Origin of the sequence: Bacteroides togonis, assembly GCF_900130135.1 — a bacterium.
Lineage (GTDB): Bacteria > Bacteroidota > Bacteroidia > Bacteroidales > Bacteroidaceae > Bacteroides > Bacteroides pullorum.
Genome location: NZ_LT670820.1, coordinates 1945575 through 1972350 on the forward strand (window position 1 = coordinate 1945575; position 26776 = coordinate 1972350).

The 26776-nt window shown below is 47.5% G+C and carries 26 protein-coding genes; 15 read left to right on the forward strand and 11 right to left on the reverse strand.

Annotated elements, in window-relative coordinates; all coding sequences use genetic code 11:
- Positions 1-144: 144 nt before the first annotated feature.
- The 5 genes from metH to BQ8005_RS08420 all read right to left on the reverse strand — a co-directional run bounded on the left by metH (position 145) and on the right by BQ8005_RS08420 (position 5563).
- Positions 145-2898: a methionine synthase gene (gene metH, locus BQ8005_RS08400; RefSeq protein WP_075317737.1), complete on the reverse strand. Its 2754-nt coding sequence runs from the start codon at positions 2896-2898 to the stop codon at positions 145-147.
- 10 nt (positions 2899-2908) lie between these two features.
- Positions 2909-3361: an SsrA-binding protein gene (gene smpB / locus BQ8005_RS08405; protein WP_021846355.1), complete on the reverse strand. Its 453-nt coding sequence runs from the start codon at positions 3359-3361 to the stop codon at positions 2909-2911.
- 30 nt (positions 3362-3391) lie between these two features.
- Positions 3392-3967: a Yip1 family protein gene (locus BQ8005_RS08410; RefSeq protein WP_075317738.1), complete on the reverse strand. Its 576-nt coding sequence runs from the start codon at positions 3965-3967 to the stop codon at positions 3392-3394.
- Positions 3964-4788 carry a hypothetical protein gene (locus tag BQ8005_RS08415; RefSeq protein ID WP_083610528.1) on the reverse strand — a complete coding sequence of 275 codons (825 nt, stop codon included), beginning with the start codon at positions 4786-4788 and terminating at the stop codon, positions 3964-3966. Before BQ8005_RS08415 ends, BQ8005_RS08410 begins: the two co-directional genes overlap by 4 nt.
- A gap of 277 nt (positions 4789-5065) precedes the next feature.
- Complete coding sequence (locus BQ8005_RS08420) at positions 5066-5563, reverse strand: DMP19 family protein (RefSeq protein ID WP_075317740.1); 498 nt, start codon at positions 5561-5563, stop codon at positions 5066-5068.
- A gap of 156 nt (positions 5564-5719) precedes the next feature.
- Here BQ8005_RS08420 and BQ8005_RS08425 point away from each other — a divergent pair, with 156 nt between their 5' ends.
- The 7 genes from BQ8005_RS08425 (at position 5720) to BQ8005_RS08455 (ending at position 14052) form a co-directional block, all read left to right on the forward strand.
- Positions 5720-7282 carry a pectate lyase family protein gene (locus BQ8005_RS08425; RefSeq protein ID WP_083610529.1) on the forward strand — a complete coding sequence of 521 codons (1563 nt, stop codon included), beginning with the start codon at positions 5720-5722 and terminating at the stop codon, positions 7280-7282.
- Positions 7283-7490: 208 nt separating this feature from the next.
- Entirely contained in the window at positions 7491-8192 is a 702-nt protein-coding gene (locus BQ8005_RS08430; protein ID WP_021846350.1) for an iron-sulfur cluster assembly scaffold protein, read from the forward strand.
- 12 nt (positions 8193-8204) lie between these two features.
- On the forward strand, positions 8205-9215 hold the full coding sequence (locus tag BQ8005_RS08435) for a GGGtGRT protein (protein ID WP_071149403.1): 1011 nt from the start codon (positions 8205-8207) through the stop codon (positions 9213-9215).
- Between the two features lie 317 nt (positions 9216-9532).
- On the forward strand, positions 9533-10885 hold the full coding sequence (locus BQ8005_RS08440; RefSeq protein ID WP_075317741.1) for a tetratricopeptide repeat protein: 1353 nt from the start codon (positions 9533-9535) through the stop codon (positions 10883-10885).
- A gap of 114 nt (positions 10886-10999) precedes the next feature.
- On the forward strand, positions 11000-12853 hold the full coding sequence (locus BQ8005_RS08445; RefSeq protein WP_075317742.1) for a glycoside hydrolase family 13 protein: 1854 nt from the start codon (positions 11000-11002) through the stop codon (positions 12851-12853).
- A 182-nt stretch (positions 12854-13035) separates the two neighbouring features.
- On the forward strand, positions 13036-13266 hold the full coding sequence (locus BQ8005_RS08450) for a putative signal transducing protein (RefSeq protein WP_021848687.1): 231 nt from the start codon (positions 13036-13038) through the stop codon (positions 13264-13266).
- 18 nt (positions 13267-13284) lie between these two features.
- On the forward strand, positions 13285-14052 hold the full coding sequence (locus BQ8005_RS08455) for an SDR family NAD(P)-dependent oxidoreductase (protein ID WP_075317743.1): 768 nt from the start codon (positions 13285-13287) through the stop codon (positions 14050-14052).
- A 96-nt stretch (positions 14053-14148) separates the two neighbouring features.
- Here BQ8005_RS08455 and BQ8005_RS08460 read toward each other — a convergent pair whose 3' ends face one another.
- From BQ8005_RS08460 to BQ8005_RS08475, 4 genes are read right to left on the reverse strand one after another with little or no spacing between them, the layout of a single operon-like run.
- Positions 14149-15753 carry an MFS transporter gene (locus BQ8005_RS08460; protein ID WP_075317744.1) on the reverse strand — a complete coding sequence of 535 codons (1605 nt, stop codon included), beginning with the start codon at positions 15751-15753 and terminating at the stop codon, positions 14149-14151.
- Positions 15750-16817: an HlyD family secretion protein gene (locus BQ8005_RS08465; protein WP_075317745.1), complete on the reverse strand. Its 1068-nt coding sequence runs from the start codon at positions 16815-16817 to the stop codon at positions 15750-15752. Before BQ8005_RS08465 ends, BQ8005_RS08460 begins: the two co-directional genes overlap by 4 nt.
- 13 nt (positions 16818-16830) lie before the next feature.
- Entirely contained in the window at positions 16831-18147 is a 1317-nt protein-coding gene (locus tag BQ8005_RS08470; protein WP_075317746.1) for a TolC family protein, read from the reverse strand.
- The gene (locus BQ8005_RS08475) at positions 18128-18577 is read right to left on the reverse strand and encodes a MarR family winged helix-turn-helix transcriptional regulator (protein WP_075317747.1); all 450 of its coding nucleotides are present in this window, start codon (positions 18575-18577) and stop codon (positions 18128-18130) included. Before BQ8005_RS08475 ends, BQ8005_RS08470 begins: the two co-directional genes overlap by 20 nt.
- A 524-nt stretch (positions 18578-19101) precedes the next feature.
- Between BQ8005_RS08475 and BQ8005_RS08480 the strand changes: the two genes are divergently transcribed.
- From BQ8005_RS08480 to BQ8005_RS08520, 8 genes are all read left to right on the forward strand, one after another.
- A complete protein-coding gene (locus tag BQ8005_RS08480; protein ID WP_075317748.1) occupies positions 19102-20658 on the forward strand; it encodes a fimbrillin family protein in 1557 nt (518 codons plus the stop codon).
- Positions 20659-20677: 19 nt separating this feature from the next.
- Positions 20678-21505, forward strand: coding sequence for a fimbrillin family protein (locus BQ8005_RS08485; protein ID WP_075317749.1), 828 nt, complete (start codon positions 20678-20680; stop codon positions 21503-21505).
- A gap of 213 nt (positions 21506-21718) precedes the next feature.
- Positions 21719-22720: a GNAT family N-acetyltransferase gene (locus BQ8005_RS17970; RefSeq protein ID WP_083610530.1), complete on the forward strand. Its 1002-nt coding sequence runs from the start codon at positions 21719-21721 to the stop codon at positions 22718-22720.
- 15 nt (positions 22721-22735) lie between these two features.
- Positions 22736-23200 carry a GNAT family N-acetyltransferase gene (locus BQ8005_RS08500; protein ID WP_075317750.1) on the forward strand — a complete coding sequence of 155 codons (465 nt, stop codon included), beginning with the start codon at positions 22736-22738 and terminating at the stop codon, positions 23198-23200.
- Positions 23201-23205: 5 nt separating this feature from the next.
- On the forward strand, positions 23206-23706 hold the full coding sequence (locus BQ8005_RS08505) for an HXXEE domain-containing protein (protein WP_075317751.1): 501 nt from the start codon (positions 23206-23208) through the stop codon (positions 23704-23706).
- A gap of 316 nt (positions 23707-24022) precedes the next feature.
- On the forward strand, positions 24023-24382 hold the full coding sequence (locus BQ8005_RS08510; RefSeq protein WP_075317752.1) for a DUF3795 domain-containing protein: 360 nt from the start codon (positions 24023-24025) through the stop codon (positions 24380-24382).
- Positions 24383-24388: 6 nt separating this feature from the next.
- Positions 24389-24871, forward strand: coding sequence for a DUF2867 domain-containing protein (locus BQ8005_RS08515; protein WP_075317753.1), 483 nt, complete (start codon positions 24389-24391; stop codon positions 24869-24871).
- Positions 24843-25211: a DUF2200 domain-containing protein gene (locus BQ8005_RS08520; RefSeq protein WP_075317754.1), complete on the forward strand. Its 369-nt coding sequence runs from the start codon at positions 24843-24845 to the stop codon at positions 25209-25211. The genes BQ8005_RS08515 and BQ8005_RS08520 overlap by 29 nt, the downstream gene beginning before the upstream one ends.
- Positions 25212-25245: 34 nt before the next feature.
- On the opposite strand, the gene BQ8005_RS08525 is transcribed toward BQ8005_RS08520, so the two are convergent.
- Both BQ8005_RS08525 and BQ8005_RS08530 read right to left on the reverse strand, forming a co-directional pair.
- On the reverse strand, positions 25246-25854 hold the full coding sequence (locus BQ8005_RS08525; RefSeq protein WP_075317755.1) for a hypothetical protein: 609 nt from the start codon (positions 25852-25854) through the stop codon (positions 25246-25248).
- Positions 25839-26354 (reverse strand): flavodoxin family protein, encoded by a 516-nt coding sequence (locus BQ8005_RS08530; protein WP_075317756.1) that lies wholly within the window; start codon positions 26352-26354, stop codon positions 25839-25841. The genes BQ8005_RS08525 and BQ8005_RS08530 overlap by 16 nt, the downstream gene beginning before the upstream one ends.
- Positions 26355-26776: the final 422 nt, after the last annotated feature.

A 26776-nucleotide genomic window follows, 5' to 3' on the forward strand; every position in this document is an offset into this window, starting at 1 on the left:
TATTAATATTTTGATGTGAAAAGGCGCTTTACAGCACCGAAATATGAATATTTCAGCATTGTAAAGCGCTTTATAGACTCAAAATATCAATTCAGAGATATGCAGAAAGCGGGAAATTCGACCAAAATAGAGGCGGAGGGAAAATCAGTCAGTAAAGAGGTTAAGCCGGCGCTTACGAGCCTCCTCGAGGGAAATGGTCAGCGTCTGGCAGGCCTCGCTACGGGCCAACAAGACTCGATTTGCCTCATCCAGTTCACGGACGAAGGCCTCACGCTGACGCGGATTCATCAAGCGGGCTGCAACGGCGGCGTTCTGCGAAGCATCCTTCAGGTAAACCACCGGCGCGTGATAGACAGGAACAATCTTCAGGGCCGTGTGCAGGGCCGAAGTCGTGGCGCCACCTATCAGCAGGGGGATGTCGAGGCCGGCCTTCTCCAGCTCGGCGGCCACGTGAACCATCTCGTCGAGCGACGGGGTAATGAGGCCGCTCAGGCCTATCATATCTACCTTCTCGGCAATGGCGCGCTGCACGATGGTCTCGGCGGGTACCATAACGCCCAGGTCGATGACATCATAGCCATTGCAGGCCATGACGACGGCGACGATGTTCTTGCCGATGTCGTGGACGTCGCCCTTCACCGTAGCCAGCAGTACGCGTCCGGCCGAGGCCATGCCCTCGGTCTTTTCGGCCTCGATGGCGGGTTGCAGGATGGCGACGGCTTTTTTCATCGTGCGGGCGGTCTTCACCACCTGGGGGAGGAACATCTTGCCGGCACCGAAGAGATCGCCCACGTGGTTCATGCCCGCCATCAGCGGTCCTTCGATGATCTCCACGGCCTTTGGATATTTTTCCAGGGCCTCGGCCAAGTCTTCTTCCAGGTAGTCGCCGATGCCTTTGGTCAGGGCGTAGGTGAGGCGTTCCTCCAGCGTGCCGCTGCGCCAAGCCTGCTGTGCGGGCGCAGAAGCGGAGATTCCGCCAGCCTTCTCGGCTTCCTTTTCGGCTTTCAAGCGTTCAGCAGTCTCGATGAGGCGCTCGGCGGCGTCGGAGCGGCGGTTCAGGACGACGTCCTCAATGCGCTCCAGCACGTCGGCGGGGATGTCGGTGTAGAGGACGGACGAGGCGGGGTTGACGATGCCCATGTCCATGCCCTCGCGGATGGCGTGGTAGAGGAAGACGGCGTGCATGGCCTCGCGGATGTAGTTGTTGCCGCGGAAAGAGAACGACAGGTTGCTGACGCCGCCACTAACGTGTGCGCCGGGCAGGTTGCGGCGTATCCAGCCCGCGGCGCGGATGAAGTCGACGGCGTAGTTGTCGTGCTCCTCCATACCCGTGGCCACGGCCAGGACGTTGGGGTCGAAGATGATGTCCGACGGACGGAAGCCAGCTTCGTCTACCAGCAAGCGGTAAGCCCTGCTGCAGACGGCAATGCGGCGTTCGTAAGTGTCGGCCTGCCCCTGCTCGTCAAAAGCCATCACCACCGCAGCGGCGCCCAGGCGGCGGATGAGGCGGGCATGTTCCAGGAATTTCTCCTCGCCTTCCTTCAGCGAGATGGAGTTGACGATGGCCTTGCCCTGCACGCACTTCAGTCCGGCCACGATGACGTCCCACTTCGAGGAGTCTATCATCACCGGCACGCGGGCAATCTCGGGCTCGGAGGCTATCAGGTTGAGGAAGGTTATCATCTCTTCTTTGGCATCAAGCAGGCCGTCGTCCATGTTGATGTCGATGACCTGTGCCCCGTCCTCCACCTGACGGCGGGCGATACTGAGGGCTTCCTCGTAGTTTTTTTCATTAATGAGCCGCAGGAACTTGCGCGAGCCGGCCACGTTGCAACGCTCGCCCACGTTGACGAAGTTGTTTTCGGGCTTCACCTCCAGCAGTTCGAGGCCGGAGAGCCAGAGGTTTTCCGGCGCGGGAGCCGGCGTATGGGGAGCCGCGCCTTCCACCAGAGCGGGGAAGCGGGCGATGTATTCTTCGGTCGTGCCGCAGCAGCCGCCGATGATGTTCACCAAGCCCTCGCGGACGTACTCGCCTACCTCGCGGGCCATGTCGTCGGGCGTCTGGTCGTACTGCCCCAGGCTGTTGGGCAGGCCGGCATTGGGATAGGCACTGATGTAATAGGGAGCGCGGGCGGCCAGCTGCTCCAGGAAGGGTTTCAGCTGGCGGGCGCCGAACGAACAGTTCAGGCCCACGGAGAAGATATCGGCATGCTGCACGGAAGCCAAGAAGGCGTCCAGCGTCTGGCCGGACAGGGTACGCCCTGCAGTGTCGGAAACAGTGACGGAGAGCATCAGCGGCACGCGGCGTCCCATTTCCTCCATCGCCTGCTCCGCTGCATAGAGGGCAGCTTTGGCATTAAGAGTATCGAAGATGGTCTCGATGAGCAGAGCGTCCACCCCACCCTCCAGCAAGGCAGTCATCTGCTCGCGGTAGGCGTCGGCCAAGTCGTCGAAGGTCAAGGCACGGTAGGCGGGATTGCTCACGTCGGGGCTCATGGAGCAGGTCTTGTTCGTGGGGCCCACAGAGCCTGCCACGAAGCGCGGCTTCTCCTCCGTTGAAAAGGCATCGGCTGCCTGACGAGCCAGGCGAGCAGCGGCCAGGTTGATGTCGCGCACGCAATGCTCCACGTAATAGTCGGCCTGGCTGACGCGCGTGGCATTGAACGAATTGGTTTCAATGATGTCCGCCCCAGCGGCAAGATATTTGCAGTGGATGTCCGACACGATGTCGGGGCGGGTCAGACAGAGCAGGTCGTTGTTTCCCTTCATCTGCCCGGGTATTTCTTTAAAGAATTCGCCGCGGAAATCGGCCTCTGTCAAGTTGTATCGTTGTATCATGGTGCCCATCGCACCGTCAAGAATAAGGATGCGTCGGCGCACCAGGTCTTCCAGTTTCATAAAATCGGTTTTATCGTTTGAACATACGTTCCATGTCGCGCTTGTCGGCTTTCTCCTTCAGCGCTTCGCGTTTGTCGTATTGCTTCTTGCCTTTGGCCAGCGCCACGACGAGCTTGGCCAATCCCTTCTCGTTGATGAAGAGGCGAACGGGCACGATGGTGAAGCCGGGATCCTTGGACGTACGCTCCAGTTTCTCCAGCTCCTTGCGGGTGAGCAGCAACTTGCGCTCGCGGCGGGCGTTGTGGTTGTTGTACGAACCATAGAAATATTCGGCCACGTGCATGTTCTTCACCCACAGCTCGCCATTCGCAAAATAGCAGAACGTGTCCACCAGGCTGGCCTTGCCCAAGCGGATGGACTTGATTTCCGTACCTGTCAGCACGATGCCCGCCGTATAGGTGTCTATCAGCTCGTAGTCGAACGTCGCACGTTTATTCTTAATGTTTACAGGAGCCTGTTTCATTTTTCAGCAATGGATATTGGTAATGATAAATCAGTTTAACATGATGGTCAGCCGGTTAAAGATCCATTCGATCAGCATCGGACAGACAATGAGCAGCACGGAAGCCGTCAGGGTGAAACGCAGGCGGTTGGCATCCGACACCTGAAGCAGTCGCGCACTACCCTCCCACGCCACGTAGACCGTGTAGAACTGCAACAGCATGGCAATGATCTGAAAATCGGGCAAGATACCCAGCACCATCCGAAGCAGGAAGACCACCACCATCGCATAGCCCGAGAACTGCTGAACCAGCGACAGATTATCGCCCATCCCGCAGAAACGAACGGCCGCCTGATTGATGAGATAGGCCGCCAGAAAATAGCCGCCAAACAGGGCTACCGCCACCGCGCAGCACTTCGTCATGGCATATTGGAAACTCTGCGGCCCACTCCACCCCAACGCTATCAGCGAACCAATGAAGACGGACAACCCGCATAAACCAATCATAGGATAGACAAAAGCCGTAAAGACTTTCCGCCTATCCTCTTCCAAACGAATTTCCTCCCAGGCTTGCGCCGGGGAGGAAATCAGTCGCAGGGTTATATTTAAAAGTTCCTTATAATTCAATTTTGGGTCTCTAATGTATATTCAACCTCGTATTCTTCGTAATTTTCGGGCAACTCCGTCGTCATGCTTTGAGTTTCATGCGCCTTGATGACAATCTTTGTAGGATCGGCACCCGACTTCATGGCAAACATATTTACTGCCGCACGGATATCAAAGCCATACCACTGGCTGTAGTATACTTCTGCCTTGTCGTCTTCGCCACGGTCGTGTCTCAGGTAAAATACCAGCGTAGTATCACCTTCGGACACTTCTTCCATGTTGCATGCCAGGTAAAGTTTGTGGAGTTTGAACTTTTCGTTATCATTCGTCAGATAGAACTGAATGGGAAGCAAAAGTGTATTCAGGTCGAACAACATGGGCTTCACGGTAGTTCCCCACGTATTGTCACTGAACTCCAACGAGCCTACAGGGGCTGTTTCAGGAGCCATTCCTTCCATTTCTTCAGCAGTCTGAGCCACTACAACATCCTCACCGTCAAGGCTCTGGGCAGCAACCAGTTTCACATCAAATGTTTGCGGAGTCGTTTCTCCAGCCTTGGTCGAAGTTTCTGTGTCTTCCACCATCTTAACGTATACGAATGCCACATTTGTTTCAGATGACTTGAAACCAGCCTGTTCTACAGCCATCAGCGACTCATAGGTAGGAATCAGCTTATTGCCACCAGCATCCTGGAAATAGGTACCGGCCATTGTGTTCTGTACAAGTACGAAACCGGCCCAATCGTACAACGATTCACTATTATCCGAATTCAAACATGAAGTCATCATTACGCCCATCACCAGCGTCAGGGCAGCTACCATCAAAGTTTTAATCTGTTTCATTTTCAAATTATTGGTATTAAGTTTTGCAAAATTAGACATAATGGAGCGAGTAGCCTACTACACGCCACGTTTTTTCATTGTTTTTAAGACAAAATGACAAGTATGCTAAAATACTGCATTCGGATTTTCTTTTTAACTTTTATTCAGAACTCCGTTTCCATCCCGTCTGTATCATCCCCTTAAAAAGAAAACGGTGTTTTACCGAGGAGAAAGCAATGCTTTATCGAGGAGAAAACATAGCTTTGTCATCTGTAAAAGAAAGAGCTCCAACCGCTCTCTATACGACCTTGGCAAAAAGATCCAGATGCTCGTCCACATATTCAGCTACCTGCGCCGTGAACATCTCTTCCTTCTCCAGGAATTCATCCTCCAGATCGTCGAACGCTTCATACTGCTCGTACATGGCCATGAACTCCTCGTCGGTACGTTCACGCTCCAAGTCGGCACGGTTGGCATCGTAGATATTCTTGGCGGCATAGATCAGCTTCCCCAGCTCCCCCCCCCCCCAAAGGCGCATGGTTTTGGCGAAAGGATTGTCAAAAATGTATCCGCCATACCCGTTCTGGATGAGCTGACAGAAACCGCCCTCCATCACCTCGTCGCGGAAGAACACATAGGCCAACAACGTATGTTGCTCGCCCGTCAGCAAAGCCATGTTTTCAGCCGTGAGCTTGCCGCCCAAAGCTTCCATATACGCATCGGTAAACACCTTAATAAAGGCATCCATACCTTCGCCGGCCGCCTGCTGCAACATTTCGTCTTTTACTTCTATCATAACTTCTACTCGTGTATAAAATCGGGTACAAAGCTATAAAATAAAAGAAAAAGAACGAAACTTCCACATAGAAAAAGAAAATCTACACCTCACCCAGCCGGCAATTCCCTATTTTTGCCAGCAATTAATCAACTAAAAAAACATCCATCTGAAATCATGAAAAATCTGTTTTTCCAAGCAGGGCTGTTCCTGCTGTTTCTGACAAGTGCCTGTCAGGCACCGGCAAGCACGACCGAAGAACCTGTACCTCCTGTCACCGTCCCCGACGATAACCCCACAGATACTCCAGACGAACCTGCCCCCTCTGCCCCAGCCTTCCCTGGCGCCGAAGGTTTTGCACGCAACACCACGACGGGCGGACGTGGCGGTACCGTCTATCACGTCACCAATCTGAATGATAGTGGTGCCGGATCGCTCAGAAACGGCTTGGCCATGACGGGGCCACGTATCATCGTCTTCGACGTATCGGGCATCATCGAGCTGCAGAAGACGCTTGAAATAAAGAATGGAGACGTCACCATAGCCGGACAAACAGCTCCAGGCGACGGCATCTGCCTGAAGAACTACTCGTTCGTGGTGAAGGCCGACAACGTCATCATCCGCTTCATCCGAAGCCGCATGGGCGACGAACTGAAAACAGAGGATGATGCCATGTGGGGACGCAATCAGCAGAACGTCATCATCGACCATTGCAGCATGAGCTGGAGTACAGATGAATGTTCTTCCTTCTACGGCAACAAGAACTTCACCTTGCAATGGTGCATCCTCAGCGAAAGCCTCACCAACTCCGTCCATGGCAAGGGTAGCCACGGCTATGGCGGCATCTGGGGAGGCGAAGGAGCCAGCTTCCACCACAACCTCATGGCTCACCACAAAAGTCGTACGCCACGCCTCTGCGGAAGCCGTTTCTCAGGTCGGCCCGACGACGAACTGGTAGACCTTCGCAACAACGTATTCTACAACTGGGGACCCACCAACGGCGGTTATGCCGGCGAGGGAGGACACTACAACTTCGTCAACAATTACTACAAACCAGGCCCATCGACCATCACGAAAAAAGGGCTGGTCAACCGCATCTTCGCACCCAACGCCGACGATGGCACGCAGAAAAATCAGGCAGGCATCTGGGGAACATTCTATTTGAACGGAAACCTGTTCGACAACCAGCTGGTGCCCTCCAACTACCAAACACTGATTGATGCCGTCAACCGCGACAATGCCGAAGGCCTCCATCCCGACACCAAGAACGGCTATCCCTTGCCCGATGGCGAAAAAAACGCCATCATCAGCCAGACAGCCTATGAAGTAGAGCCGACAGGCACCCACACCGCTTCCGAAGCCTACGACAAAGTGCTGGCCTATGCCGGCGCCAGCCTGAAGCGCGACGCTGTGGACACACGTATCGTGAACGACGTGAAAAACGGTACCTACGAATACGAAGGCAGTAACGGAAGCACTAACGGCCTGATAGACTCACAAGCCGATGCCGGCGGATGGCCAACCTATAACAGTACAGAGAAACCCCAAGACACAGACAACGACGGGATACCCGACACATGGGCCGCCCAACACCTGCCGACAGGCAAGACCTATAAGGACATCGACCCGACTAGCGGTTACTGCTATCTGGAACTCTACATCAACAGCCTGGTCGAAGACATCATGAAAGCCGGCACATCAAACGAAGCGAACTCTCCTTGCAACTCCGATTTCCAATAATAAAGATGAAGGAGAGAATCTCGCCAAAACGCCGACAGATTGCAAAGTCTACTTTGCAATACGCAAACGCAGGTTCTTTCATTACTTATTTTTAATAAAAAAGTCAAATTGAACGGTTGGCAGGATAAAAGAAAACGGTTAACTTTGCCTCAGTTTTACAAAGTGGAACTACGTTTTTTTAATTATAACTAACTAAAAAGAGCTAATTATGACTTATTCACACGAAGTGGAACACATGTGTGTTGTAAAGAAAGGTCCCAACCACGGACCGGCTCCTATTCCCGAAGAAGGTAAATGGGTAAAAGCTAAAGAAATCGTTGACATCTCTGGTCTGACACATGGTATCGGTTGGTGTGCTCCCCAGCAAGGTGCTTGTAAATTAACCCTCAACGTAAAGGAAGGCGTTATCCAGGAAGCTTTGGTAGAGACTATCGGTTGCTCCGGTATGACTCACTCTGCTGCTATGGCTTCTGAAATCCTCCCGGGCAAGACTATCCTCGAAGCCCTGAACACTGACCTCGTTTGCGACGCTATCAATACAGCTATGCGCGAACTCTTCCTGCAAATCGTATACGGACGTACTCAGTCAGCTTTCTCTGAAGGCGGTCTGATGATCGGTGCCGGTCTGGAAGATTTGGGTAAAGGTCTGCGTAGCCAGGTAGGTACATTGTATGGTACTTTGGCCAAAGGTACTCGCTATCTGGAAATGGCTGAAGGCTATATCAAGACCATCGCCCTGGACAAAGACGATCAGGTTTGTGGCTATGAATTCGTCCACCTGGGCAAGTTCATGGACGAAATCAAGAAGGGCACAGACGCCAACGAAGCTCTGAAGAAGGTAACCGGTACTTACGGACGCTTCAGCAAAGAGGCCGGTGCAGTTAAATACATTGACCCACGTAAAGAATAAGGAGGAAGGAATATGATTAGAGAAGTGAAATTTGAAAGCCAAGACCGTCGTATCAAGCAAATTCTTGCTGCTTTGAACGAAAACGGTATCAAGGATATCGAAGAAGCTAACCAAATCTGCGAATCTTACGGCCTCGATCCTTATAAGACTTGTGAAGAAACTCAGCCTATCTGCTTCGAAAATGCAAAGTGGGCTTACGTAGTAGGTTGCGCTATCGCATTGAAGAAAGGTGTGAAGACAGCTGCCGAAGCTGCCGAAGCTATCGGTATCGGTCTGCAGGCATTCTGCATCCCCGGTTCTGTAGCCGACGACCGTAAGGTTGGTTTGGGCCATGGTAACCTGGCAGCCCGTTTGCTGAGCGAAGAAACTAAATGTTTCGCTTTCTTGGCCGGTCACGAATCATTCGCCGCTGCCGAAGGTGCCATCAAGATTGCTGCTAAGGCTGACAAGGTTCGTAAAGAGCCTCTGCGTTGTATCCTCAACGGTCTGGGTAAGGACGCTGCCATGATTATCTCTCGTATCAACGGCTTTACTTACGTTCAGACTCAATTCGACTACTACACTGGCGAGCTGAAAGTTGTGAAGGAAATCGCTTATAGCGACGGTCCTCGTGCCAAAGTAAAATGCTACGGTGCCGACGACGTTCGCGAAGGTGTAGCCATCATGTGGAAGGAAGGCGTAGACGTATCTATCACAGGTAACTCTACCAACCCGACCCGCTTCCAGCACCCCGTTGCTGGTACGTACAAGAAAGAGCGCGTACTAGCAGGCAAGCCCTACTTCTCAGTAGCTTCTGGTGGTGGTACAGGTCGTACACTGCACCCCGATAACATGGCTGCCGGTCCTGCCTCTTACGGCATGACGGACACGATGGGCCGTATGCACTCTGATGCTCAGTTCGCTGGTTCTTCATCAGTTCCTGCTCACGTAGAAATGATGGGCTTCCTGGGTATCGGTAACAACCCGATGGTAGGTTGTACAGTAGCTTGCGCCGTTGACGTTGCTACTGCTTTGAATAAGTAATTCAATACTTAATCAAGATAATTAATCCCCGTAACTCAATGAGTTATGGGGATTTTTATTTTATTCACAGTCCATAGGAAAAGGACAATATTCCATTGCTCTCTAATATAATCCATAGTTACGTTTCTAAAGTCCATAGTTACGATGCTAAAGTCCATAGTTACGTCGCTAAAGTAGGTGTTTACAGAGCCAGAATAGGATATTCACTAACGACCATCTATATCCGTTAATGTTAATCTATCCCAATTATATTACGAACAATTCGTAAATACATAAAATCTTAATATATTAGCCTCACACTTTAAAAAGCAACATGTATGAAACGAATTATTCTTTTTTTCGCCTTTCTCGGTCATATCTTGGCTACCACCGCCCAATCCCCTGTTTCCAATGATATTCGAGAGGTTATGAACAATTATGATTATGAAGCTGCCCTCCAATTAATGGAGAAAACACCTTCAAGTATTCCTCTGCTCTATCTGAAAGGAAAAGCCTTGAAAGAACTGGGACGAAACAATGAAGCCCTGAACGTGTTCAACCAATTGACCAAACAAGACTCACTCAACCCACGGGCATACATTGAGGCAGGAGAATGTTACAAGACCTTGGGAAAATTTCAACCGGCCTTATTATGCTACAAACGGGTACTGGACCTAAAGCCTGACCATAAATATGCCCGTATCCAGTATATCAGCCAGTTGCTGAATTTACAGAAATACCAGGAGGCTTTAGGCGAAAGCACTGCCTTGGCCGAACAGGACAGCTCTGCAACCATCCTCCACCTGAAAGCACAAAGTCTGGAAGGATTGTATTCCGACCCCAACATCCAAATTGGCGCCTACATGGAAATACACGAACGCTATCCTGACGACTACCTCGCCGCTTCCAAGTTGGCAAGCCTGTACATTCGAAACAACTATTACGATTATGCCATCGAAACTTGCGAAGCCTATCGAAAAACAGACACCACAAATGCGACCGTCAACCGTCTGGAAGCACAAGCCTACTGCCTGAACCAAGAATATCAAAAGGCATTGGAAAGATACCAGCCTTTGCTGGCCCAGGGAGACAGTTCGTTCTACAACTGCTACTATGCCGGCATCAGCCACTATGCCCTGAACCAGCCCTACGAGGCACACGACCTGCTGGAAGCCGCCCGTAAACATGTTCCCGACCACATCGACCTGCTCTACTATCTGGGAAAAGCCTGCTCCAAAACGCTTTGGAAGAAGAAAGGTATGGAATACATGGAAGATGCCATCCGGCTGGTTTTCCCACAGGACAGTGTGGTGGCACGACTCTATGGTGGTTTGGCCGACTGCTGCAGAGAGGCAGCCGAACCCCGCAAACAGATAAAAGCGCTGATGCAACAATACAAATACAATCCACAGGCACATTATGTGCTCTACAAAGCTGCCTTTGTTTCTTTCTATCACCTGAAAGATCTGGAAAGTACCGAAAAATATCTGGAAGCCTACCTCAAGACCCGTCCTAAAGAAAGCAAGGATCAACCACAAGAGATGACGGAAGAAGGTGACATTGTCATCAACGAAAACAATCGATACAACGCCGCCGAAGCATGGCTGCAAGATTTGCGGAAACGAAAGAAAGTGGAAGATTTCTTCCAAGGAAAAACAGCTATAAAGGTCAATCCACCTACTTCAAAGTAGCATAAAGCAAACGTTTGCATAATATAAAGGAAAGTGATTGGCGGAGAAACATAGCGTATCTCCGCCATTTGTCTTATATTAGCCCCACTAAATTGTAACCGTAAAATTACTATCATGAAAAAGAAAGTATTTTCCCTTCTCGGGACGATGCTGCTGTCCCTTACTACCTACGCAGCACCTAACATCAACAAAATTGATCCCCCTTTCTGGTATACAGGCATGCAGAATCCCGAACTGCAGCTGATGGTCTATGGCGAAGGAATCGGCGATGCACGTGTCACGGTAGACTATCCTGGCGTATCAGTGAGCAGCACCGTGAAGCTGGAAAGCAGCAATTACCTGCTGGTCTATCTGAAACTAGACAAAGACGTAAAGCCTGGTAAAATGGTTCTCACCTTTACACAAGGAAAGAAAAAGACAGTACAGGAATATGAACTGAGAGCTCGTGCCATGAAAGGTAGCGACCATAAAGGATTCGATGCATCGGATGCCCTTTACCTGTTAATGCCCGACCGCTTTGCTAACGGTAATCCGGATAATGATCAAATAGAAGGTATGCTGGATGCAAAAGTAGACCGCAATGATCCGAATGCCCGCCATGGCGGTGACCTGGCCGGTATTGAACAGCATTTGGACTACTTCACAGACCTAGGTGTAACGGCTCTGTGGTTTACACCCGTTTTGGAAAACAACATGCAAGGAGGAAGTTACCATGGCTACGCCACAACAGACTATTACAAAGTAGATCCTCGTTTTGGTACCAACGAAGAATACCGTCAGCTGATCGAGAAAGCACACCAGCGTGGTATCAAAATCGTAATGGACATGATCTTCAATCATTGCGGTGTCGACCATATCTGGATCAAAGACATGCCCTCCAAAGACTGGTTCAACAACTCCGATTACCAGAACAACTTCGTCCAGACTTCTTTTAAACTAACTCCACACGTAGATCCCTACACGTCAAAATATGATTTCGACCAAATGAACGACGGATGGTTTGTAACAGCCATGCCCGATCTGAACCAAAAGAATCCACACGTACTGAGATACCTCATCCAGAACAGCTTCTGGTGGATTGAATATGCAGGTATCGATGGCATCCGCATGGACACTTACCCCTACGCTGACTACGATGGCATGAGCCAATGGATGAAAGAGCTCAACGAAGAATACCCCAATTACAATACCGTAGGCGAGACTTGGGTAACTGAACCTGCCTATACCGCCTGGTGGCAGAAAGATTCCAAGCTCTCGGCTCCGAAGAACAGCAATCTAAAGACTGTAATGGACTTCAGCTTCTACGATAAGATAAATATCGCCAAGAACGAACAGACCGAAACCTGGTTCAAAGGCCTGGATCGCGTATACAATAACTTCGTCTACGACTTCCTCTATCCCAATCCTGCCAGTGTCTTGGCTTTCATCGAAAATCATGATACTGACCGTTTTCTGGGTGAAGGACAAAACTTCGCCATGTTGAAACAAGCTACAACCTTGCTACTCACCACACGACGTATTCCACAGCTCTACTATGGTACAGAAATCATGATGAACGGAACCAAAAGCAAGAGCGACGGTTATGTGCGCTGTGACTTTCCTGGTGGATGGGCTGGCGACAAACAGAATGCCTTCACCGCTGGAGGACGCACTGAACAGCAAAACGAGTGCTACAATTTCTATAAAACCATCCTGAACTGGCGTAAAGGCAACGATGTCATCGCCAAAGGCAGCATGACACAATTCATGGTACAAAACGGAGTTTATGCCTATGCCCGGCAATATGAAGGCAAAACGGTATTCGTCATGCTGAACGGTACAGACAATGAAACTACCCTTCCCCTGAAGTTCTACAAAGAAATTCTGAAAGATGCAACACAGGGCAAAGACATTCTTAGCGGTCGCACCATCAGCTTCACAGAAGATCTGAAGATGGCACCACGCGAATCATTGGTCATCGAATTGTAAGTCTCCCCTGATTCATCCTCTATATCTTAAGCGGACCGAGCCACAAGCAATCGGTCCGCTTTTCTTTTACCATGCCGATTCTATTGCTTGGCAGCACCTTCTAAAGCTGCAAGAAATCCGATTTTTCCTTTGATATTCAAAAGATTGTAGATACCTTAGCAGAAATAAATAAAGGATATGACATGAAACAAGACAAAATCGTCGAACTTTATCGAGGTGAGCTTTGGGAGTGCCAATTGCTGGAAAGCATCTTGAAAGACAATAACATCGATTGTTTTTTGACCAACAGTACGCGCAGCGGTTATGGTCCTATCGTCACTCCTGCCCAGCTAATACAAATCATGATAAAGGAATCTGATACAATAAAAGGAACTGAAATACTGAAACAGTTCAAGCAAAACAATCAAGAATAAAATATCAATTATAGTAACATGAAAGAAAAACTGATTTTTATCACTGGAGCTACCAGCGGCATCGGTGAAGGGTGTGCCCGCAAATTTGCAGCAATGGGAAGCAATCTGATATTGAATGGACGGAATACAGAAAAGTTGGAAGCACTGAAAGAAGAACTAACGGCACAAGGCGTAGAAGTTCTTACATTACCATTCGATGTACGCGACCGTGAAACAATGCGTCAGGCGGTCGATTCATTGGAAGGAAAATGGAGGAACATCGATGTCCTGATAAACAATGCCGGACTGGTTATCGGAATGGATAAAGAATATGAAGGCTCACTGAACGAATGGGACATCGTGATTGATACGAACATCAAGGCATTGCTAGCCATGACACGGATGATTGTACCAGGAATGGTAGAACGCGGCAGTGGACATATCATCAATATCGGTTCTATTGCCGGTGATGCGGCTTATGCAGGAGGCAGTGTATATTGTGCTACCAAAGCAGCTGTTAAAGCATTGTCCGACGGTCTACGCATCGACTTGGTAGATACGCCATTGCGAGTGACCAACATCAAGCCGGGCATGGTAGAAACAAACTTCTCCGTCGTCCGCTTCCGAGGGGATAAAAATAAAGCAGACGCTGTGTACGAAGGCCTCAAACCGTTGACAGGGGATGACATTGCCGATGTGGTGTATTACGCAGCTTCAGCTCCGGCGCACATCCAAATAGCCGAAGTATTGGTGATGCCTACCAATCAGGCTACAGGAACTGTATGTCATCGACAGAAAAACATCTAAACATATTAAATAATAACAAAAACGTCTGTCTTCTATTAAAGCAGCCGAAGACAGACGTTTATTTTTATTCTTATACCTCAATCTTCCTAATCCCCATTATACCATATCTTCTCCTGTATGGATAACCGGTACCCGTACCGTCTTATGAAATGGAATAAAGCGGGAAACGATGGCTATAATCAAAGTTATAGCAAAAAGCCAGCCTAAAATATGCTTTAAAGCCAATAGAGTGCCTTGTTGCTGCAAAACAGTATAGAGTGTATTGGTAGCGAGTTGGGTAGCTTCATCAATGCCATGTCCTTGTGCCAAACTACTGTTCAGAGCAGATTGCCAACGATCTACAGCCAATGGATCCGTAGCGCTGAGTGTTTCGGACAGTTCTACCATATATTTCTGTTGCAGACGATAAAGCGTATTGCTGTAAAAAGCCGAAGCAATAACCGGCGTTAGCACCGAACGAAAGGTTATAAGAAAAAAAGCATTCGAAAGCAGATATTTCGGAGGCAGATCTTCGACGGCAAAAAGTGCGAAAGCTATAATAAGCGTCAACATCCCTAAACCACGCAGGAACATAGGCAGGTAGAGCATCTCATAAGTACTGTCGGGTGAAACTCCAAAATAAAGAATACCAAAGAAAAGAGCAAAGCATGCCATACCTCCAGCTATAAGAAAACGGAAACGCCACCGTTGCCACCTGAACCACCAAAAACAGATGAAAGCTCCTACTGCATAACCTGGAAGCAAGCAAATATATAAGGTATAACTATGGGTATTGTCTACCCGCAGAATAGTGGTCAGATAACTGGTTAGCAAACTGGTGGAGGTACTGAAAAACATCACAAGCATCATATAAAAGTATCCAACAATGGCCTTCCATTGGAACAGGGGCTTCAGACTCACGTAGGGATGAGGAGAATGGAATTGTTCCCATAAAAATAGAGCTACGAGTAGCGGAGCTATAACGATGTAAATGCAAATACGTGTAGATGCCATCCAGTCGAGTGTTTTTCCGTAGGTTATAACATAAATAAGCATCAAAACACCTGTAGCAATAATCAGCATCTCACGGGGATGAAGTTCTCCCCATGGAATCGGTTTGGAAGGCCGGTCATGACGGAAAAACAGAATAACTGCCAAAATAGCAATCAGCAAAAGCAGCATCATGAAATAATACATATATTTCCAGTCATAATGGTAAGCCAGCAAAGCAGTAATAACCATCGAAAGCTGACCTCCTCCAAATACCAACGGATAAAAATAGGCATAGAACTCACTTCGGACATCCTTTGGGCTGAAGATGAATTTGATACGGCGGATTATCCAAAGCATCAGAAAACCTTTCAGAAAACCAATAATAAAACTGGCAGCAATAAGCAAATCGATATTGGCCTCTCGTGCACAGAACCAACTGAGAAAAAACTGAAGGGTAAGGTTGACCAGCAACAACGATTTACTGGAGAATGCGTTCAGTATCTTGGGAACAATGGGATAAGATACAGCCATACCAGCCGAAGCAGCATAATAACCAATAGTAATATCTTCGGTATACACTCCCAAGGTATTTGAGACTTCTACCATACTGCCCGTATAAGTACCATTCAGCATGGCGATGGGAAGCATAATGATGAAAACCGTAGCAATAGCCAACAGGTCGGGTACCCAGGGGCGAGCAGGAATATCAAGTTCGCTGGCTGTTTTCATTTCTCCCTCAAGGCTTCAGTTATAACCATCATACCGGCACGCAGATGGTTCATGGTTTCATCGTCTACATCATCCAAATCGATACGCACCGGAATGCGTTGCTGCACTTTTACGAAGTTTCCTGCCGAATTGTCTGTAGGAACAAGTGAATATTTAGAACCGGTAGCTTCAGAAATAGCAGTTACATGGCCATGGAGTTTTTTTCCTGGTAATCCATCCACTTTGATACGTACAGGCTGACCGATATAGATATTGGCAATCTGCGTTTCTCGATAATTAGCCGTTATCCATTTCCCAGATTGACGGACAATATAAGAAAGTGTTTGACCGGCACTCACGTATTGCCCCGGCTCCAACGTCCGACGTCCCATGTAACCACTATAAGGAGCAGTCACAACTGTATACGAAAGATTCAGATTGGCTAAGTCAAGAGCTGCTTCAGCACGCAAAATGCCTGCTTCTACATTCACCTGTTTTTTGTTCGCTTCGTCATATTGCGAACGAGCCGCATCTTTCTGTTTTAGTAGTGCGTCATAACGAGCATGAGCTGCTTCATAATTAGCCTTAACCTGATCGTATTGTTGTTCTGGTACAGATTCCTGTTTCAGTAATCGCTCATAGCGACGGAAGTCCTGTTCTGCCTGCCACAATTTAGCCTTTGCTTCAGCTAAATTGGCATCCTGTTCAGCAATGCGAGTGTGTGAAGTGCGTATGCCCGAAGCAAGTACGTCACGCGAACCCTTGGCATCAAGTAAAGCCGCATAGGCCTCTTTTTGCCGAATGAGATATTCGCGATTATCAAGAACAACAAGTGTATCACCCGCATTCACATATTGATGTTCTCGAAAACGAACTTCCTGAATATACCCACCCACACGTATGTTTATGGGAGCAATATATTGATCCACAAACGCATCATTCGTAATTTCGTAATTAATATATCTCCAAAAATAGTTGGCTGTCCAAGCCAATCCTGAACCAGCAATGAGAATACATACAATATTGAGAACTATATTGCGGCGTTTCCGTCGTTTCAGTCGATTATATTTCAGTTGATGTGACATAATTCTTAATCGTTTATAGAGCTCCAATGGCCCGTTGTAACTCATAATAAGTATAAATCACTTGAGTACGAGCGGTGGTCAACTGCAACTCTGCATTAAGCCGCAGGTTATCAGCATCAAGCAAATCAGTCAGAATAGCCAGTTGGTTCATGTATCGGTTCTGCATGATACGATAATTTTCTTCCGCCTGCCGCACGGATAATCTCAATGCATCTACACGATCTATTGCTTCGCGATGTTTCAACAAGGCAGTTTGCACATTCATACGAATATGTTGTTGTTTCTGCTCTTCAGCATTTTGCATCAATAAAACATTCTGTCGTGCTTCCCTTATCCGATGCCGATTCCGATAGAACGATGAAATCGGATAAGAGAATGAGAGACCAATATTCCAACTATTATTATACATATCTGCCAAAGTACGTGATACAGGACGTGCCAAAGTATTTGAAGCTGTAAGTGACAAATGAGGCAATTGCTCCGCACGAATCAACCGGATATTGTTTTCCGCTAATTCAGTTTGTTTACGAATCAGAAGTAAAGCCGGATCCGACAAAACAGCGCGACCTACATAATCATCATAATCTATTATCGGACATTCTTGGCTGAGCAAAGTCGTATCAGGAATGAGTAGTAAATGTTCATCCAATCCTATCAGAATGTCCAACTGTTGCGATACGATACATATATTATTTTCCGTTTCATTCTTCAACAACCGATCATTGGTCAGTTGCATTTCACTACGCAGTACATCATTGTTCGTAATAATACCTTCAGCTTTCAGTTGGCGAATATCCTTCAGACGTCGTTCTGATTCATCAATCTTACGATTCAAAACGAAATGCTGCTTATAAAGGCTAAACAGATTAAGGTATTGTTCCAATAAGACTAATTTAATCTCAGCCTGATCAGTAACCGTCTGTAGTCGGGCTATTTCCTGTTCCAAATCTGCCTGACGGATAGCATAGCGAATTTTTCCTCCTTGGTAAATAGGCTGTGAAAAATCAATAGCATAGTTCTGTTGCCAGTCGGGCGATTCAGGATAAGTCGGATTACTCATACCATTCTGCCAAACGATGGGCTGCCCTAAAAATCCACCTTTAAGACCAACATTCAGTTCCGGCAAGCGGGAAGCACGTGCTGTCATTGCACGTTCATGAGCCATTTCCTCTTTCAGTCGGTCAGCTGCCAATTGCAGATGTTGTTTTGTACCACGCTCGAACAGCTGTTGTAAGCTGAGACATAAAGTGTCCCGCTGCGCATATAAGCTTATAGAAAAGAAAAAACTACAACCTGCAATTACCAAACGCTTAATAACCTTCGATAGCATATTGCAACTCTTTTAGTAATTCCTCTGTCTGTTGCAGTTTGTCTATCCCTAATATATCTTCCAACCGTTTGTGATAAGCAGCCAATGTAGGAGCAATCCATTGGTGAAAGGCTTCCCCCTTATCAGTCAGATAAACCAATTTATTCCGACGATCTTTCGGATCTTCATGCCGACACACATACCCCTTACGCTCCAAATTTGTCATTAGACTTGTCAGACAAGCCTTATCCTTTGCCGTACGTTCAGCCAATGTCTGCTGACTAATACCTTGTTCACTCCACAAGCAACTCATTACTTGTAGCATTTCAAAAGTTATTCCAGCATTGGAGTTTCTCAACAACCGCTGCATAGCATGGCGTGAAGCCATACGGGTACGTATCAGTTGCAGAATGCAATCTCTTGACGTAATACGTTTCTTTTCTTCACTCATAATAGTCTTTATATAGATCTGTTATCCTTTTCGGAGCGCAAAAGTAATACATTTCATTGAAATAGTCAAATACCTAACTATTAATCCAAATGAAATAAGATAAGATTTATAAATATCAAGTTTATAGGAAAACAGCTATATAATAACAAAACGAAGATATTGCATGCTAATTTCTATCCAACTAAACAATTATCTTTGCTCCCCCTAAAAAAATGCAATAACAAAATGAACATTATACAGTCTTATTTTGTATATGATGCTGTTATTTACAGAATGCTTTATGACAAGAACTAAACTCAGGACTATTTTTACCGTACTTTCAAGCAGCTTATTGCTCCTGTCATCCTGTTCTCAACAAGAAGAGAATCTATTTCTTCCTACCAACGACCTCTCGCTGACGTGTATCCAGTCCACCTGGGCAGGCACCCGTGCCACTATGGATAATGAAGGACAGGATAATTTCTCCGAAGGAGACCAGATTGAATTACGGATAGCAGGCGAAAAAAAAAACAGCCATCACCTCGTTGGAATATGTAACCGGCCAATGGACACCAAAATTGCAACGTTACGAATATGGTGGAGCCCTTACTCTTTCAGCCCTGTTCCCTCTGCAGACGCAGAATGAAGAGAATCTGCAACAACGCGACATCCATATCCCTGTAGACCAGAGTAGTGAAGAGAATTATTCGGCTGCCGATATCCTTTTTGCAAGTACATCAATCGGCATCACCGACGCTTCAGCTACCCTGAAATTCAACCATGCCCTGCACCGTGTCAACATCAATCTGAAAGGTAACATCCCCGAAAACCTGGTAATCGAAGTAAAGAGTCTTGCCAATGGACAGATATCACTGGACAATGGAGCCGTGACGACAGATGCATCTGATGGTTATGTCTGGATAAAACCATTTCGAAAGAGTGACAGTGTGTATAGCCTCATCATTCTGCCACAAGATACAAAGGCATTCACCAGCGGCGAAGGCTTGGTGCGTCTGACTACCGGTGGGAAGTCCGCCTCATACACATTCAATGGCAATGCCGAAACTTTCAACCCTGGTATGCAGACAACCCTCAACCTGACCTTAAAAAAGGAAGAGAGCAATGTGGACCTGGAGTTCAGCAACCAAACCTATTGGGTATATGGCATCACAGTCCCTCCTTTCCCCGGCAAGGAAAATCTTTTCTCTGCACGACCTGGAAGAAAAGATTTCGAGGATGGACTATGGTTCCGCTATGCCAACGAGACTATGTATCCTCCACTTTTACTGGAAGAAGAATATCTCACCTGGAAAGAAGGTTTCGGATGGTTCGACTGCAACAAGACTTTCAACTATAACGGAGACCGCAATATGTGCTGGGCTGCAGCCGCATCCAATCTGATACATTGGTGGATGGCACAAAACAAAAAATACATTGATGCATACGACGAGAAATATGGTTCTGAATACGAAGGCGTGCTACGACCGGAGAAATACAGCAAAATGACCAAAGAGAATCAGGAGCATAGTGAAGTGTTCAACTTCTTCAAATTCTGTTTCGATGATTTAGGAAGCTGGGATACGGGAGGTATCAACTGGTTCATAAACGGAGACAGACAGCATCTGATATCTTGTAGTTGGCAAGAATTCCATGGTTTCTTCAGTAAAGTATTCTCGAAAGACGATGTCATAGCAAAAGAAACACGTGACACATCCAAAGAAACGTTCAACCTTTGGTTCAAGAACGCTTTCCGATACAACCAAGCCATCGGATTTGCAGCCTACGATTTTGCCGGCACTAATACCCAAAGCCATTCCATGGTCATATGGGGAGCGGAATTTGATGCCGAAGGAAATGTAGCTTATGTCTATTTCTGTGATAATAATAGCGCGGAAGATGAACCCAACCATGCATCTCTGAAACGCTATAAAGTGGTATATGACAAATCAACCATTCCCGAATTAAAAGGTGATTATGCCTATATTTCACTATTGGACAATATAGACGGAACTCCTTCGCCAACCCGCTTCCGATTCACCTCGCTTACTTTGGTCGACCTGCGTCGTGACCTTTGGCAAAAAGCTTTTCCTGATGTGAAATAACAATAAAAACCAACTGATAATGAAAAAGAAAGTATTCTATGTAACGATGGCTGCCATATTCGCAGCAACCTCTTGTACGAACGAACTCCCTAATGAGCAGCCCACCGATGTAATAAATATCGTGGCCAGCATATCATCGCAAACACGTGCTCCACAATTGACGAACGACGGAAGCGGCAGTTTCTCCCAGGGAGACAAAATGTCACTCTTTCTGAAAGAAACCGATGGAGAAAGTCATACCGTTGACTTCGAATATGGTTCAGGCATCTTGACTTGGGGCAGCCTGGGACTCTCTGGAAGCAATGCCCAAATTTCTTTGGCTGCATGCTATCCGCAACAGAAAGATATACAGGACGGAACGTTCGAATTCAATCCTCTCACAGCTTCGGAAAAGGATTTGCTTCTTGCTCCTGCCCAATCTGTAACAGCCGGTACTTCCGAAACCGTACATCTGACCTTCAACCACGCCCTGCACCGGTTAGACCTGACATTTACGGCAGGAAACAGTTATACAGATGAAGACCTGAAGGGGCTTTCCGTGGCCCTCAATGCCAGAACGACGTGTGTAGTAGACGGAGTACAGGGTAAGATAACACAAGTGAAGGAAGCGACGGGCGAATATACGGCAAACGACACGCAAGCTTCTTTTTACCTGGTTCCCCAAAACACGTCGGATGTCACACTGACCATCGCCATCGGCAGCGACCAGAAGTCACTGACCTTGGACAAACTGTTGGAGCAACTGGAATCTCCGCAAAGTGTTCTGGAAGGAGGAAAACGTTGCAGACTGACCTTGAAAGTTAGTCGGGAAGGCATTACCGTAGAAGGAGGTTCCATCACAGCCTAGGGCGACCAGGTCACGGCCGACGGCGAAGTGGTTATTGGCTGATCCTCTCCGAATTGTAACAAATCTTTCAACAGAAAATCATTCATCATTCCGGCTCTATGTCCCAGTGACTAGAGCCTTTTTTTATTCCAAAGACAAAAAGCATCATCATACGCCCATTTTCATAAAAATCTTTCCTATCTTTATCCGCTTTTGATTTCGAACGGACAAAATATGAGGAATCCTGATTATATCATACGTGCGTTGCAACCGGAAGAAACTCGTCTGTTGCGCAACTTTCTATACGAGGCCATTTACCTGCCCGAGGGTACATCTCCCCCGCCCCGTAGCGTCATCGACCTGCCCGAGCTGCAAATCTATATCCAAGACTTCGGTACCCGGCCTGATGACCATTGCCTGGTAGCCGAAAGTTCCGGTCGGGTTATAGGCGCCGTCTGGGTCCGCCAGATGAACGACTACGGCCACATAGACGAACATACGCCTTCACTTGCCATTTCTCTCTACCCGCCATTCCGCGGGAAAGGAATCGGTACCCGCCTGATGCGGGAAATGACAAGCCTGTTGCGTGCCAAAGGTTACAAACAGGTATCACTCTCGGTACAGAAAGCCAATCCTGCTGCTCGCCTTTACCGCCGTCTCGGATTCGAAACGGTGCGGGAAACAGAAGAAGAATATATAATGATACGCCCTTTATCTTTCAATCGAATTATGAATACACATGCCCCTGACAAGACAATCGATATAACTTTCCGCCCTGCCACCGCAACCGACATACCAGAGTTGAAAGAGCTTTTCTGCAGTACGGTGCTGACGGTAAATGCCCGCGACTATACCGCCGAAGAAGTAGCCGACTGGGCTTCGTGCGGCAATCGCCCGGGCCGCTGGGAAGAACTGATGGCAACCCTGCATTTCATCGCTGCCTGCGATGCCGAAGGACACATCGTGGGCTTCACCTCCATCCGCAACGACGGCCACCTGCACTCCATGTTCGTCCACAAGGACCATCAGGGAGAAGGCATTGCCACCGCTCTGCTGCAGCGGATTGAAGCATACGCCATGGAACACGGCATCTGCGACATCACTTCGGAAGTAAGCATCACGGCACGCCCCTTCTTTGAGCGACGGGGATATGTCGTGGGGCAGGAGCAACGCGCACAGGCCAACCGCCTGAAACTGACAAACTATATCATGAAAAAGCAACTGAAAAAGATATGAACATATTGATTTTGTATGAACATCCAACTTATCACCACCGACAAGAAACGTTTCCTTCCCCTCCTTCTCCTGGCCGACGAGCAAGAGTCGATGATTAACCGTTATCTGGAACGGGGAGAGTTGTTCGTCATGCACGGCACGCAGGAAACTGAAACCGTTGCCGTAACCGTTGTGACAAACGAAGGAAATGGTGTATATGAGCTGAAGAATCTGGCTGTTGCACCAGCCTGCCAACGGAAGGGATATGGACGGCAGATGGTGGAATATCTTTGTCGGTACTATGCCGATGTGTGTCACACGTTGCTTGTAGGCACGGGGGAAAGCAAGCCGACAATTGCTTTTTACGAAAGTTGTGGTTTCAGCTACTCGCATACCGTTGCCGACTTTTTCACTCTCAACTACGACCATCCGATTGTAGAGGAAGGCAAGGTGCTGAAGGATATGATTTATTTTAAGAAGAAATTAACTTCCAACCGCTAAGAAGAATGGATACGGTGTTTATACTCTTCCTACTACCCTTTTTCTTCTTGCTTCACGAACTGGAAGAAATCCTTATGGTACATCGGTGGATTGAAAAGAACGGCGCCGCAATGCACAAACGCTTTCCGAGATTGAGATATCTTATCCGGAAGATGGAAGAAATGACCACACGAAGATTTGCCACAATCGCCTTTGAAGAATTTTTGATTGTTTCTACCTGTACATTTGTGAGTCTGCAGACAGGAGACCTAGAAGCCTGGTATTGCTGTCTGGCCGCATTCAGCGTCCATCTATTCGTCCATATCATTCAGTTTATTGTATGGCGCAGATATATTCCTGCCATTGTTACTACAGCTTTCTGCCTGCCTTATTGTATTTGGGCGATACATGACACGTATCCGTTCTTTTCTGCATACGAGCTCTTTTTCTACACGATATTGGGCACATTGCTTGGCGGAGTGAACTTAATAGGAATGCATGTAATCATGCACCGTCTGGCTAAATAGATCGAAAAAGAGTTATCCGACCAAAGTATTTTCTTATATTTGCAACCGGAAGAAGTAATTCGTCCATGACATATTAAGTAAAGAAAGAAGCGTTATGCTTATCTTGTAGTTTGAAAACCTGAGAAACTTTCATAACGAGATACAAGGAAGAGCATAGTGGTTCTCACGCCATAGCGTGGGCTGCTATTATCATATCTGTATCTCAGGTTTTCTCAGGACCTTCAAACTAAGATGTGGCATCGCAGTTCCACGCTTCTGCATTTAAAGAAATCCCTTTGAGGAACTGGAAGGCAACAAAAACAAACATCAGATACAGATGAAAAACGAAGTTAAAACAATCACCGCCTCCACAGAACACATCGCCGCCTGCGGCCTGTATTGCGGAGCATGCCGTAAGTACCTCTACGGGAAATGTCCGGGATGCCGGCAGAACGACCAGGCAAGCTGGTGTAAAATCAGACAATGCTGTCTGGAGAAAGGTTACCGTAGTTGTGCCGAATGCAGCACAGACGTAAAAGCCTGTAAGACGCATAACAATGTGATAGGAAAAATCTTCGCTTTTCTGTTCAACTCCGACCGTGCTGCGTGCATCCGCTACATTCAGACAAACGGGCGCGAAGCTTTTGCTGAAGAAATGACCCGGCTGAAAGCGCAAACCCTGAAGAAAAGGAAATAAGACCTTATGAAAGCAGACTATACCGACACCTATACGACAACTGTCCGGAACGCCCGTCGCATGACGGCAGCCGACTTGTTCCGCCTGATGTTCGTGCGCTACCCAAAACCCGTCCAGTACCTGCTACGGCTGCGTAACCGGCTTGTCAAACCATTCGGACTTAAAGCCGGAGGCGGCTTTACTGATCTGATACAGGAACAGAATGAAGAAAATGTTGTCTTCGGCAAACAGGACAAACATCTGACTTTTGAAGTAGGGCTAACGTGCGCCCCACCCGACGTATACAAACAATGCCAAGCCATACAGATAACAACCTCCGTCCAGTTTCACAACACACTGGGCAGAGTCTATTTTTTCTTCATCCGCCCCTTCCATTGCCTGATTTGCAGAAGCCTTTTGAAACGGGCAGCACGAAACTGGGAAAGGGATGCTCTCAAAGAACAAATCAAATTAGAAAACAATGAAACAAACCGAACAACAGACTTTTGAAAAAGTATATCAAATGCCACTCGGCAAGGTCTATCCTTTGCTGGTGAACAAAGCCATAAGAAAAGGAAGGACGCAAGAGGAGGTCAACACAATCATCTGCTGGCTGACCGGTTACAGCCCTCGACAACTGGAGGAACTGCTGAACCTGTCCACTACCTACGGCGACTTCTTCCGCAATGCCCCAGCTCCCAACCCCAACCGTAAACTGATAAAAGGCAGTATCTGCGGCATCCGTGTGGAAGAAATAGAAGAACCGTTGATGCAGGAAATACGCTACCTGGACAAACTGGTAGACGAACTGGCCAAAGGAAAGCCCATGGAGAAAATCCTGAGAACATGAACAGACAAACGCCTGACATACCTACAGCTTCCCGCTACTTTCCCTCTACCTCCATCGTCTGCATCTGCCTCCTTGTAGTACCAAATCGCTTGCCATAAAATGTCCAATAAATGTCGGCGGCCAGACGAAACAAATACTTGGAAAGCGGCATCGTGGCGCTCAACGTATGGTAACGTCCGCTTACCATGGACTGGGCCAAACGACGAATATTCCTTGTAGCTACGTACTTAAATGGCGTGTCGAGGATAGCTTCTCCGCTACCTAACATCAATACAGACCCCATGACATAGCCATTGCGACGACAAAAAAGTCGCATCATACGGATGGCAACTTCACTCTGTTCAGCTTCCAGAAAACCACAGTTTATCAAGATGGAGACCACAGGCTTATGAGCTGGCGGACAAGCCTCCAACGATTTCAGAAAATTCAGAAAGCCCACTGGCAAAGAATCGGCATAGAGCGGAAAAGCAAACAACACATCGGTATAACCGCTGAGCGCAGCACACAATTCTTCATGGTTCTTCTTGGTAATGTTACGATAATCAGTCTCGGCCGTACAATAACGCATGAAAATCTCAGCATAGCGTTTCGAGTTCGATTTCGGAGCACGAGGGCTGCCATTCAATATCAGAATTTTTCCCATTTCTGCAATACTTGTTTTACCATGTCATCGATCATGGATTCGGTTGTAAACTGGATTTCATAACTCTCGAAGTTCATGTTGCGGGCATTACGCTCTACAAGCTGACGGAAGATAGCACGTTCCTCTTCGTCCTCGGCCCCATAGGCAATGATAGTGGCATGCTTGGGTGCGACAGAGCGCTGCACGTGGTGTGTCTCGCCACAATGGATACGGATGAAAGCTTGCTGTACGGGAATGGCCCGTTCGAGCATAGTCTTCATCACGGTATCATAACCGCCATACTTCAGGCGGCTGACGTAAAGCACGGCATCACTGGCAGCAATGCAGGGATAGATTCGAGTGGCATCGTCGCGAATAACGCATCGTCCTGGCGTTTGAGTCCAACAAGCGAAGCAACCCATGCAATTGGCTATCTTCAGATTGGATAAATCAAAATAGCGAATATCCTTTTCTGAATCGACAGAAATATCTAGCCGTTTATCGCTTAAAATCAGTTTCATACGTCGTCTTTAATTTTGCACTATACTCAAAAAACATTTATATATCTACTTTTGTTCGCTTCTTCTTCCCCTGCGATCTTACATTCAACAAAAAGACATTGATATAAACATACAGGCAACAAAAAGAAAGTGTTTCATCGTTTCAGCGAACACAGACCTTTTTCAGAAAAGAGAAAACAGGAATAGATAACATGAAAAACAAACACTTCGAATACGGAAAAGGGTGTTTTTCAGAAGCTAAAAGTATGCTTTCTCCCGAAAGATAGTATGTTTTCTGTCATCAGGTCGTATGTTTGCACCCTCAAAAATACGTCTTTTTAAGCAAAAAAGTAAATGTTTACACGTCTAAAGTGGCACTTTAGCGGCATAAACACCCACTTTAGACCGACAATCTCCTTGTTTTCCACCTTCTTTGCGGTAGT

What these genes read in the sequence shown, in the direction of transcription:
- BQ8005_RS08485 (WP_075317749.1), top strand. Translation starts at nt 20,678, where the DNA reads ATGAAAAAGAAAGTATTCTATGTAACGATGGCTGCCATATTCGCAGCA.
- BQ8005_RS08420 (WP_075317740.1), bottom strand. Translation starts at nt 5,563, where the DNA reads ATGATAGAAGTAAAAGACGAAATGTTGCAGCAGGCGGCCGGCGAAGGT.
- BQ8005_RS08460 (WP_075317744.1), bottom strand. Translation starts at nt 15,753, where the DNA reads ATGAAAACAGCCAGCGAACTTGATATTCCTGCTCGCCCCTGGGTACCC.
- BQ8005_RS08470 (WP_075317746.1), bottom strand. Translation starts at nt 18,147, where the DNA reads ATGCTATCGAAGGTTATTAAGCGTTTGGTAATTGCAGGTTGTAGTTTT.
- BQ8005_RS08415 (WP_083610528.1), bottom strand. Translation starts at nt 4,788, where the DNA reads ATGAAACAGATTAAAACTTTGATGGTAGCTGCCCTGACGCTGGTGATG.
- BQ8005_RS08520 (WP_075317754.1), top strand. Translation starts at nt 24,843, where the DNA reads ATGAAACAAACCGAACAACAGACTTTTGAAAAAGTATATCAAATGCCA.
- metH (WP_075317737.1), bottom strand. Translation starts at nt 2,898, where the DNA reads ATGAAACTGGAAGACCTGGTGCGCCGACGCATCCTTATTCTTGACGGT.
- smpB (WP_021846355.1), bottom strand. Translation starts at nt 3,361, where the DNA reads ATGAAACAGGCTCCTGTAAACATTAAGAATAAACGTGCGACGTTCGAC.
- BQ8005_RS08475 (WP_075317747.1), bottom strand. Translation starts at nt 18,577, where the DNA reads ATGAGTGAAGAAAAGAAACGTATTACGTCAAGAGATTGCATTCTGCAA.
- BQ8005_RS08445 (WP_075317742.1), top strand. Translation starts at nt 11,000, where the DNA reads ATGAAAAAGAAAGTATTTTCCCTTCTCGGGACGATGCTGCTGTCCCTT.
- BQ8005_RS08440 (WP_075317741.1), top strand. Translation starts at nt 9,533, where the DNA reads ATGAAACGAATTATTCTTTTTTTCGCCTTTCTCGGTCATATCTTGGCT.
- BQ8005_RS08450 (WP_021848687.1), top strand. Translation starts at nt 13,036, where the DNA reads ATGAAACAAGACAAAATCGTCGAACTTTATCGAGGTGAGCTTTGGGAG.
- BQ8005_RS08430 (WP_021846350.1), top strand. Translation starts at nt 7,491, where the DNA reads ATGACTTATTCACACGAAGTGGAACACATGTGTGTTGTAAAGAAAGGT.
- BQ8005_RS08465 (WP_075317745.1), bottom strand. Translation starts at nt 16,817, where the DNA reads ATGTCACATCAACTGAAATATAATCGACTGAAACGACGGAAACGCCGC.
- BQ8005_RS08505 (WP_075317751.1), top strand. Translation starts at nt 23,206, where the DNA reads ATGGATACGGTGTTTATACTCTTCCTACTACCCTTTTTCTTCTTGCTT.
- BQ8005_RS08455 (WP_075317743.1), top strand. Translation starts at nt 13,285, where the DNA reads ATGAAAGAAAAACTGATTTTTATCACTGGAGCTACCAGCGGCATCGGT.
- BQ8005_RS08515 (WP_075317753.1), top strand. Translation starts at nt 24,389, where the DNA reads ATGAAAGCAGACTATACCGACACCTATACGACAACTGTCCGGAACGCC.
- BQ8005_RS08510 (WP_075317752.1), top strand. Translation starts at nt 24,023, where the DNA reads ATGAAAAACGAAGTTAAAACAATCACCGCCTCCACAGAACACATCGCC.
- BQ8005_RS08500 (WP_075317750.1), top strand. Translation starts at nt 22,736, where the DNA reads ATGAACATCCAACTTATCACCACCGACAAGAAACGTTTCCTTCCCCTC.
- BQ8005_RS08425 (WP_083610529.1), top strand. Translation starts at nt 5,720, where the DNA reads ATGAAAAATCTGTTTTTCCAAGCAGGGCTGTTCCTGCTGTTTCTGACA.
- BQ8005_RS08530 (WP_075317756.1), bottom strand. Translation starts at nt 26,354, where the DNA reads ATGAAACTGATTTTAAGCGATAAACGGCTAGATATTTCTGTCGATTCA.
- BQ8005_RS17970 (WP_083610530.1), top strand. Translation starts at nt 21,719, where the DNA reads ATGAGGAATCCTGATTATATCATACGTGCGTTGCAACCGGAAGAAACT.
- BQ8005_RS08435 (WP_071149403.1), top strand. Translation starts at nt 8,205, where the DNA reads ATGATTAGAGAAGTGAAATTTGAAAGCCAAGACCGTCGTATCAAGCAA.
- BQ8005_RS08525 (WP_075317755.1), bottom strand. Translation starts at nt 25,854, where the DNA reads ATGGGAAAAATTCTGATATTGAATGGCAGCCCTCGTGCTCCGAAATCG.